This window comes from Chryseolinea sp. T2, from assembly GCF_037203685.1.
GTDB lineage: Bacteria > Bacteroidota > Bacteroidia > Cytophagales > Cyclobacteriaceae > Chryseolinea.
Genome location: NZ_JBBCAU010000006.1, coordinates 518,088 through 527,897, shown reverse-complemented (window position 1 = coordinate 527,897; position 9,810 = coordinate 518,088). Strand labels below are relative to the sequence as shown.

Here is a 9,810-nt window from a genome sequence, read left to right as displayed (position 1 = left end):
GAGTAAGTCGTTGCCTATCTTTTATTCTAAAAGCCTCGCCTAAAGCGAGGCTTTTTTGTTTTATACTGGGTGGATTGGTTGATCCCCGCTGTGGCTGGACAGGGGGCTGCTGTTTGAATACAGCCCGTAGTCAGAATGCATTTTACTGATTGAATACAAACGCAGTCACCACATTACCCCCTCAACACTTTGGTTTAAAGCAGAGAACCCTTCAACGCTGCCTTTTCAAATCAACAGATCAGCAAGTCAACAAATCAACAAATGTCTCTCAGCGTCTCCGCTGGATTACTTAACGCTGCCCTCATTGCCTGATATGTAATGGTGACAAGTGAAATCAGGAATGCAATGCCTGACGCGATGACAAAAATATCCCACCCAAGCTCAATACGATAGGCATAGTGTGCAAGCCATTGATTCATGAGCACCCAGGCAGCTGGTGCCGCCAGGCCAAAAGATATTGTCACCAATACAAGAAAGTTTCGGTTCAGCATATTTACAATGCTCGTCACCGATGCACCCATTACGATGCGAATACCGATTTCTTTAAGTCGTTGTTCTACTGTGAACGCAGACAAAGCAAACAATCCCAGCGACGCTACGATAATGGCCAGCACAGTAAAGATTCCCACGATCCTCGCCATTTGTTCTATATCCCGATACATAGCAGCAAAACTCTCGTCAAGAAACGTGTAGCGCATCGGTTGATCGGGTAAATACTTTTTCCATACCGACGAAATCTTTTCCACGCTCGCTTTATAATCGCCGGTCGCAAGCTTAATGGAGATTGCGCCAGCATTTTTACCATACAAAAGAACCAACGGTGCGATGTCCTGACGCATCGATTCGAAATGAAAATCCTCCACAACACCGATGATTGTAAAAGTCACAAATGGATTAGCAATAACCTGACCTATCGGTTCAGTGATCCCCAGCGCATTGATCAGCTTCTTATTCACAATCGCTTTTCCTGAATCAGCCGACAAAATACCTGCGAAGTTCTTACCGGTGGTCAGCTTCAGCCCAAGCGTTGCAATGTAGTCTTCATCAACAGTCCATTGCTGTGTATCAACACCGTCAACTGTACGACCTTTCACATCTTTCCACATACCGCTGCCGTTACGTCTGGTGCCGTCTACCGGAAGGAAGCCACTCATTGAAACATCAGCAACACCGCCGATCGCTTCCAATTCATTCTTGAAGGACGAAATTCTTTCACCCAGCGCATGCGTACTTTGAAGTACCAGTACCTGTTCCTTTTGAAAGCCGAGTTGTTTGTTCATCATGTACGATAGCTGGCGTTCGATGACCAGCGTACCAATTATCAGGGCAATGGAGATTGTATACTGAAACACAACCAGAACACTCCTCAGCGAGACGTGCGATCTGCTCTTCGTACTGACACCCTTTAGGATCTGCGCAGGTATAAAGGCCGATAAATAGAACGCTGGATACAATCCCGCCAATATCCCAACCAGCAAAGCACCAGGAAGTAGAAAAGGGATCAGAGCAGCAGCAGCCTCAAACGTCAACGTCGTTCCTACTATATTGTTGAATGCAGGCAGTGAAACATAAGCAAGCGAATAACCAACGACGAATGAAACTCCGCAGTACACCATCGATTCCATAAGGAATTGTTGAATCAATGAACTGCGCACCGAGCCAACCACTTTCCTCAGCCCTACCTCCTTCGCTCTGTTCGCCGAACGAGCAGTTGATAAATTCACGAAGTTGACTGAAGCAATAGCAATAATGAAACTTGCTATCGCGATAAACAACCAGATGTAACGAATGTCACCGTGATTGATATTATCGCCAACTGCAGAACGATTCAAATGTACGTCAGTTATCGGCTGCAATTTGAAACGCAAGCTCTTCGCCCAGTCAACCGAGGCATCGTTTCCGTTCTCGATGGCATCTGGAACAAAGTATTGCTCAACAAGGCCATGCAGTTTTTCTTCAAGCACGTTGCTGTCAGTTCCGGGACGAAGCCGGACATAATCGAAATAGTTACTTGATCCCCACGATGTCTGCTCTCCTGGCCAGAATTCATGGCCTCTGGTAGTGAGAATAAAGTCTGGACGAATGTGCGTACTGATCGGACTATCCTCAATGATACCAGTAATAGTGAATGGATTCTTTTCGTCGTGATTAAGCACAAGTGCCTTGCCAATCGCATCCTCCCCGGGGAAATATTTATCAGCCTTACTTTTTGTGATCACAACGCTATGCGGCGCAGTCAGTGCCTTTGCCGCGTTGCCTTTGATGAAGTTCAATCGAAGCACATCGATAAGCCCCTGATTCGCATAGACAACCCTGTCCTCAGAGAAATTCTCGTTTCGGTCGGCACGCTTGATCTCACTTCTTCCATCCACGAGTCCACCGGCATCAACATAATGACCTGCTTCCTCAATTTCAGGATATTGACTCAGTGCGTCGACCAGAGGTGCCGGCATCCACGCGTTAGCATGGAACTGACCATTGAAAGTACTCTCTCTGTATACGCGATAGATCCGATGCGCATTTGAGAATTGCTTGTCGAATGAAAGCTCATGCCGAACATACAAGGTAATTAGCAAGCTCGCTGCAATCGCCACAGCAAATCCACCAATGTTAATGGCGGCATACATTTTCTGTCTGGCCATTACCCGCCATGTAACCTTCCAGTAGTTTTTTACCATAGTGTTTGATATTAGGTTTTGACCTTCAAATCCGCGCACGGCAAACGGTCGCATATAGTGCGCTACCTGAAACCAATAACGTAGTCTCGCCTGGAACAGCGATCGTCTCTTCAGGTCCGCTTTAAAACATTCATCGAGATCGCCAGATACTTCCTCTACAAGTGAAGGTTTAAGGAATGACAATAGTAGTCGTGTTGCCAACCTTGGTGGGTTCCGGTTACCGGAAATATTATTCGTCTGCTGATTCACCGCGTTCTATTTTTGAAACAATAACAGATAGAGTTCTAATTCGTCAGCTGGTAGCAAATCCAGGATACTGATCCCATAAGTTCATTCTGAAGTCACGGGCAGATTGCAGAGCCTTTCGCCCATATGCAGTTAAAGCATAGATCCTTTTGCGTCGACCTCCACGCTCTGCCGTAGCAGAGCTCATTTTGGAAGTGACAAACCCTTTATTGTTAAGTCGGGTGAGTGCAGAATGAACAGCGCCGATCGAAGCCGCTCGCTTCGTTTGAACCTCAAACTCCTCCGCGATCCGAAATGCATAAGCATCCTTATCTAAAATTCCAACAAGCAAAAGGATTACCTCCTCGAACTCTCCAAGTTGGGTTTCGATCATGTTGTTTCTAAGTTGTAGAACTAATATACGAATGGTTCCGGTTATTTGTTCTACTTGTTAGAAATAAATTGAAGTTGGTACGGCCGGACGCTAAAGCGGACAACAGCAATCGTCGTATAGCTGAAATATTATGAAGCCTCATTCAATCGTTTCGATTGAACCTCAACCGATATATGAAAAGTAATTGCACCTGCCATCCGTCCGCAACATTGTCGTTTAACTGCGTTCTGTTGTCGCCAATGGATGCAAGCGGAAACCCGACACTGATCTTGTCGTCCCTACTATACACCTTGCTTTCTCGTCCCAGCGAATAGGTAGCCTTCGACTGAATCATTGTCCCTTTCGCAAACTGCCATGAAAGATAACCTCCGAAGTCATTTGCAGTCCGGTCTAAATATCCAGCTCCGCCATACGTCGGAATCGCAGATAATTGATAGGAACGACGCATTCCGGTAAATACCACTCCTGCGCGTACCCGGGTCGTTAATGCATAATTCACATCAAAAGAAACGGGAAGAAAGACGATCACTTCCCACGGTTTGTCCGGACGGTGATAATAGAATCCAACCATGGGTACTATCCAGGTACCGAAAAATTCACGGTTCGCATAAAGACCTACCTTATAATTCGCATATCTGTTAACGGTTTTTCGGAACACAATCAGGCCACCCATCTGCAGGCAATGCCTGTTTAAATTGGTGAAGTCAGTGCTGACTCTTGGCAGCATCAGGATTGTTGCCATCCAGCGACGTTTGTCCGGAATGAAGTTAATGCCGAGCTTCAAACCTGCGATTTGCAACGTATGCGCGTTCTCATCTCTATATAGTTTTGTGTCAACCGCTTCATACGTGAGTCCCGATAGAAAAGTCACATGGTTGTTAACCGGTATCGGGACATTCGTATCTACCCCGAAATCAACTATCCTCGTTTTATTATCAGTTCCTTCAAATCTCGTATAACCCGATCTGCTGTAATTGATTCTAATCAGATCAATGTAATCCTGTCCCCTCGATGATAAGGGAATACAGATCAAGGCTACAGCCAACAGAGGAAGCGGCGCTGCGACCGGAGGGCGACCCATGCTCGTCGTTGTAAAAAGGTTTAGTCGTGGGCGTATTGCGTTAACTGTACTCGTCGCTTCTCAAAGCGAAAATATCGTCGTGTCCACGCGAGTGATGAGCTGCAAATGATGAGATAGGCAATAGACAATGGGTGGTCGATCGGCTGATCATAAAAATAGATAATCAACAGGCAGCTCAGGATCAGCCGAACAACTTCAGATTTATAAAGCCAACCCTTTGATTCGAGAATGCCGCTCCAATTTATTATTGCATGCCAGAGCAGAAAGGATCCAAGCCATCGTTCGGTGATTGTCCAGGGCGAGTTGGGGTCAATGATAAACATCATTAGGATCACGCTCAGAACTATATGTACAACAAGATATGGCCTGGCGTGGTCAAACATTTCCGGACGATATCGCTTTTGATTTGTAACTGTAACTTCCGCAAGAGCCTCCTTCAGTGGAAGGTCACGAGGCCGCCAGCTGAGGGGCATGAACCAGATTCTGATTTTGTCGATCCAGCTAGAAGTTGCTTTCGCGTCATTCCAGAGGATTCGGTAATAATGGAAATTGATGGTGATAGGGTTAAAGGACAACGGAGGATTATACATCCCGTACACTACTTTCTCTTCTTCCTCGGCATAGGTACCGAACAACCTGTCCCATATGATGAGAAATTCTCCAAAGTTCTTGTCAAGATAGGAGAAGTTAATTCCATGGTGAACACGATGATGGGAGGGGGTCGTGAACAGGTATTCGATCCAGGTCCAGAGTTTCGGAATAAATTCAGTGTGATGAAGAAATGATATGAAGAGATGAATGCCGGTCAGCATGTAGATGTCAACAGGCTTGAATCCGATCAGCGTCAGCGGCCAGAAAAACAAAAATGAGAAGAGACGCTGCGTAACACTTGCGCGTAAGGCCACAAAAAAATTCATCTCTTCTGCGGAGTGATGTGGTGAGTGAGCTGCCCACATAATGTTAATTGAATGCCCCCAACGATGTACCCAGTAAAAGATGAAGTCGATTGCAAATAGCAGTATGATGAATGTACCTATGTTCATTTCAAGGTTCTCAATGAGTCGGAAATTGCTCCACAGCCATCCATATGATTCGTAGACTCCGACGGCGACCAACACATTCATGGTTTGATTCCCGAGTGCTGTTCCGAAGTTTGCAACTGCCTCCTGGAATGAGATGAAGTGCTTTCGATAGAGCAGGCACAGACTCATTTCAATCAAAATAAATCCTAAAGCGAGCGGTGTCAGGAGGGCGTATATATTTTTGTCCATGATGAGTTGGTGAGGTTGAACAAACCTACCGGATGTTTATATGAGATAGTTATCAATGTTCGTCAGCTGTCCGAATGGAGTTTGGACGTTTTTGCAACCACCAGTTAACGAACGCATTTTGAGTTGTGATTTTCGCCAGAAACAACGTGGTAACATTAAATCACAAGCCGGGTGATCTTCGGAATCAGATCGGGACACCAATTCACTTGTTGCAATAATTGCAATTGACGGAACTTTGATGTAGTATTATTTACAAATCCCACTTACCCTCCTAAGCCGTGGGCAACGCTAACAGCATACAAACTCTATTCCTGGAAGAAGTCAGAAAAAGTCTGCCCTCTAACCGATCCTTTGTCGACGAGTTGGCAGAAGCGTTAAGCATCAGTAAGGACAGTGCTTATCGCAGAATTCGCGGCGAGACTGTGTTATCGCTTGATGAAGCTAAAAAGCTTTGTGACTATTCAGGTGTTTCAATCGACACTCTGTTTTCGCCTACATCGAAAACCGTTCCGTTCATTGATCATGCAGCTGGTGCAAACCTTACCCTTGAACAATGGCTGAATTCGATTTTGAAGAGCCTCTCAGCGATCACCGACATCATATATGCTGCAAGAGACATCCCTATCTTCCATCTGTTTCGAAAACCAGAGCTCGCGGCCTTCAAGCTTTTCTTCTGGCAGAAGACGGTGATGAGCAATCCCGCGTTTCTGAAGCAGGCATTCGACCCCGACGCCGTTCCTAAAGAAATGCTATTGCTAGGAGAGCGCATATGGAGAAAATACACGACGATCCCGAGCATAGAAATATGGGGAGCCGAAGCGGCCCACAATACGTTGAAGCAAATCCAGTTCTATGAAGACTGCGGCTTCTTCGCACAGCGTAGTCAGGCGTCGCGACTTTGCGACGAGCTGGTAGACCTCCTCGCCACAATTCAGGCTGAAGCATCTGATGCCCGAAAAACTGATGGCAGCACATTTAATCTTTATCACAACGAGGTGTTGACGACAGACAACCTTGTCTTTACCCGCACACGAGATGGTCAGCTAACGTTTATTAATTACAATGGAACCGGTCTTCTGGCCACGCGGCATAATGGATTTTGTGATAACACCCATCAATACCTCATTTCATTGATCAAGCACTCCACACTGATCAGTGGTACCGCTGAGAAGGAACGGATCAAACTTTTTTCGAGAATGACCAGATCTCTGACTGACTTCAGGGCCACTGTTCCAGCCCAGCCATTGTCCGCACGTGTCTCTCATGACGGCCGCGCTACGTGACGCACAGTGAATACAACAACGCTCAAACAGCTTTTCCCAACAATCGGCACGTCCTTTTCACAAAGAACTGTATCTTCGCAATTTAATTGGCAACCATAAAATCGTGAAGAGAACCCCGCTGCTGATAACACTTGCAATCGTCGTTACCATTGCTGGTGGATACTATCTCTACTCAAAGATTTTTCATAAGGCTTTTATCCGGGGATGGGACGTTGTACCAGCCGAATCGATTTTTGTTTATGAAGGCAGCAATTGCAAAAGCTGTTTGAATGACCTCCGCGCCTCGTCGGTAGTGAAACTTGTCAATCTGGCAATATTTCCTCCTGAGGATCGCGATTCTCTAAAGAACATCACAGATATCGTTTTGCAGAATTTCCAGCAAGGTGCATTTGTATCCCTGCACGCTACAAAGAAGGACGACTTCGACTTTATATTTTATTTGCCAAATACCGACCAATTGAAAACACAGTTTAAGGTATTTGTGGATCAGCTAGGCAAGAACGGTAGTAAGCTGAAGATTTCGGAGCGGCAGTACAACGATGTGACGATTTACGAAGGGACCTCTGGAAAACGCACGTTCTCCTGGGTAGAACTGGATAACATCTGGGTGGCAAGTTTTACACCGATTCTAATCGAGGATGTTGTTCGCACTTACAATCACGAGGCCCGTAGCTTTGGAGATGAGATATCGGAAGCATATAAATTGCCTACCGTCAGGAAAGATGGTGGTAATATTTACCTGAACATGAAGAAAGCCACTCAATGGCTTACTCTGTTCACTAATGATGAACCGTCGTTATTGCTTCGACAGTTTGGAGAATCTGCCCTCTTGGACGTTAAGATCAGTGACAAAACTAATTTTGTGCTCAATGGATTTTGCCTCGATAGCGCCCGAAATCCTTCCTACTTCCTCTCTACATTCAGTAGCCAGAAACCGGTTTCCTTTAATCTGAAGAATTATGTATCCAATCGTGCTGTGATGGTAGCGACATATGGAATCAGCGATGGCAAGGCATTCAGCAAGGACCTGAAGGCTTTTAACAATACTGCCAGGCATTCTTCCGATAGTCTTGCAAAGATAAGCGATACGTATAAGGTTAATCTTACCGACCTCACGGGTACTATTACCGGAGAAATGGGCCTGTGCTGGCTCGAAGCTAAAGGGAATACCTTGTCGAAGGTGCTGATCGTTAACAGCTCAAGTGCTGATCAGTGGATCTCGACTTTTAACAGGTTATCAGAACAGGTAAGTATCGACACGATATTTTACGAAAAGTATGCTGACTACGAGATTCGCGAGCTCCCGGTATTCCGGCTCCCGGAAAAGCTCCTCTGGCCATTGGTTTCAGGATTCAATTCCAGTTACTATACAAAGCTTGGAAACGCTGTCATAATCGGTGACGACCTGGAGCAACTGAAGCGCTTTCTTGATGACATCGATCGTGAAGAAACGTGGGGAAAATCGGTGGCACACAACAAGTACCTGGAGTCTACGCTATTGGAATCCAACATCAGCCTCTACATCAACACACCGAGAGTATGGAACATTCTCGAGGCATCGCTGCATGGAAAGTGGAAGACGTTTTTATCTGACAATCGTGTCCTCGTTAACTCGATTGGCATGGGCGCCTTGCAATTCAGTCACCTGAACGATAGCTATTACACGAACATCTCCTGGAATTACAAAGTGGTATCGTCTGGCGGTCAGGCCAGCGAGGCAACAACGACCGATAAGACGATTACGAACGTTGACGAAGCCATCACGCAGATGCACGTGATCAGAAGCCACATAAGCAAGCGTGCAGAGGTATTGATACAGGATTCGACCCGATTGCTTCGGCAGGTTTCCGCCGAGGGTAAAGTCCTATGGCAGCTTCAGCTAGACGGTCCGTTGACTGGGGCAGTTGAAGAAGTCGACTTCTTTAACAATGGTAAGTTGCAATACTTCTTCGCTACGCCCGGTAAACTGCACGTTGTTGACAGGCTGGGCAATTATGTGAAGCCGTTTCCTGTTTCCATCACCGAACGCGAGATCGATTTTGTTAGCATCGTGGACTATGACCATAGTAAGAAGTATCGTTTCCTGATTGCGGGCAAAAGCGGGAAATTGTGGATGTATGATAAGCAGGGAACGAACCTGGAGGGATGGACACCTAAGAATCTGGAGAATGAGCTCTTCGCTGCGCCGCGCCATTATCGCATTCGCGGCAAGGACTACGTAGTGGCCATACGCCGCGATGGAAACGCGTATGTGCTGAACCGGCGGGGAGAAACGCTCAAGGGATTTCCTATAAATCTTAATGCAAGACCTGTCGGAGGATATTCCCTGGAGCAGGGTAGCAGTTTGCAGAATACCAACATCGTGGTAATCTCCCGCGACGGTTTCCGGATCAAATTTAACCTCGAAGGAAAGATACCTCATCGCGAGGCGCTCGTGAAGAATGCGGCAGATGCACGCTTTGGACTTATTGAAGAACAGGATGGCAAGTCGTATCTGATTCTTCGTCAGGAGCCGAGGCAACTGGCGCTCTTTGATGATGACCTGAAAGAGTTGGTATCGAGCGATTTTGTCGGTAATAATCAGGCGCGAATTAAATTTCTTGATTACGGCGCGGGCAGAAAATTCATAACGATAACCGATCAAACTCAGGATCTGTCTTACGTTTACAACGGAGCTGGGAAGCTACTCACTGCGATACCGGTGGAAAGCAGCGTCATTGCTCTGCAACCCGTTGATCTTGAAAGGATTCGGATCTATTCTGCTCTGGACAAATCTCTGACAATCCAACAATTCTAGATTCAAACCCGTGTCTTTGAGCTTGCGGTACGACGATAAGGAGCAAATTGCCGTTGTGATCAATTAGCTGCCGATATTCGG

Annotated in this window: 6 protein-coding genes; 2 read left to right on the top strand and 4 right to left on the bottom strand. The window is 46.2% G+C overall.

All coding sequences use genetic code 11. The features are described from left to right. Window positions 1-254 precede the first annotated feature (254 nt). The 4 genes from WBG78_RS21115 to WBG78_RS21100 form a co-directional block, all read right to left on the bottom strand. Complete coding sequence (locus tag WBG78_RS21115) at window positions 255-2,927, bottom strand: ABC transporter permease (RefSeq protein WP_337328472.1); 2,673 nt, start codon at window positions 2,925-2,927, stop codon at window positions 255-257. Between the two features lie 43 nt (window positions 2,928-2,970). Further along, on the bottom strand, window positions 2,971-3,297 hold the full coding sequence (locus tag WBG78_RS21110; protein ID WP_337328471.1) for a PadR family transcriptional regulator: 327 nt from the start codon (window positions 3,295-3,297) through the stop codon (window positions 2,971-2,973). A 142-nt stretch (window positions 3,298-3,439) separates the two neighbouring features. After that, entirely contained in the window at window positions 3,440-4,378 is a 939-nt protein-coding gene (locus WBG78_RS21105) for a DUF6268 family outer membrane beta-barrel protein (RefSeq protein WP_337328470.1), read from the bottom strand. Between the two features lie 20 nt (window positions 4,379-4,398). Continuing rightward, the gene (locus tag WBG78_RS21100; RefSeq protein WP_337328469.1) at window positions 4,399-5,649 is read right to left on the bottom strand and encodes a sterol desaturase family protein; all 1,251 of its coding nucleotides are present in this window, start codon (window positions 5,647-5,649) and stop codon (window positions 4,399-4,401) included. Between the two features lie 278 nt (window positions 5,650-5,927). Between WBG78_RS21100 and WBG78_RS21095 the strand changes: the two genes are divergently transcribed. Both WBG78_RS21095 and WBG78_RS21090 read left to right on the top strand, forming a co-directional pair. After that, complete coding sequence (locus WBG78_RS21095) at window positions 5,928-6,932, top strand: helix-turn-helix domain-containing protein (RefSeq protein WP_337328468.1); 1,005 nt, start codon at window positions 5,928-5,930, stop codon at window positions 6,930-6,932. A gap of 103 nt (window positions 6,933-7,035) precedes the next feature. After that, window positions 7,036-9,729 (top strand): DUF3352 domain-containing protein, encoded by a 2,694-nt coding sequence (locus WBG78_RS21090; protein ID WP_337328467.1) that lies wholly within the window; start codon window positions 7,036-7,038, stop codon window positions 9,727-9,729. Window positions 9,730-9,810 lie beyond the last annotated feature (81 nt).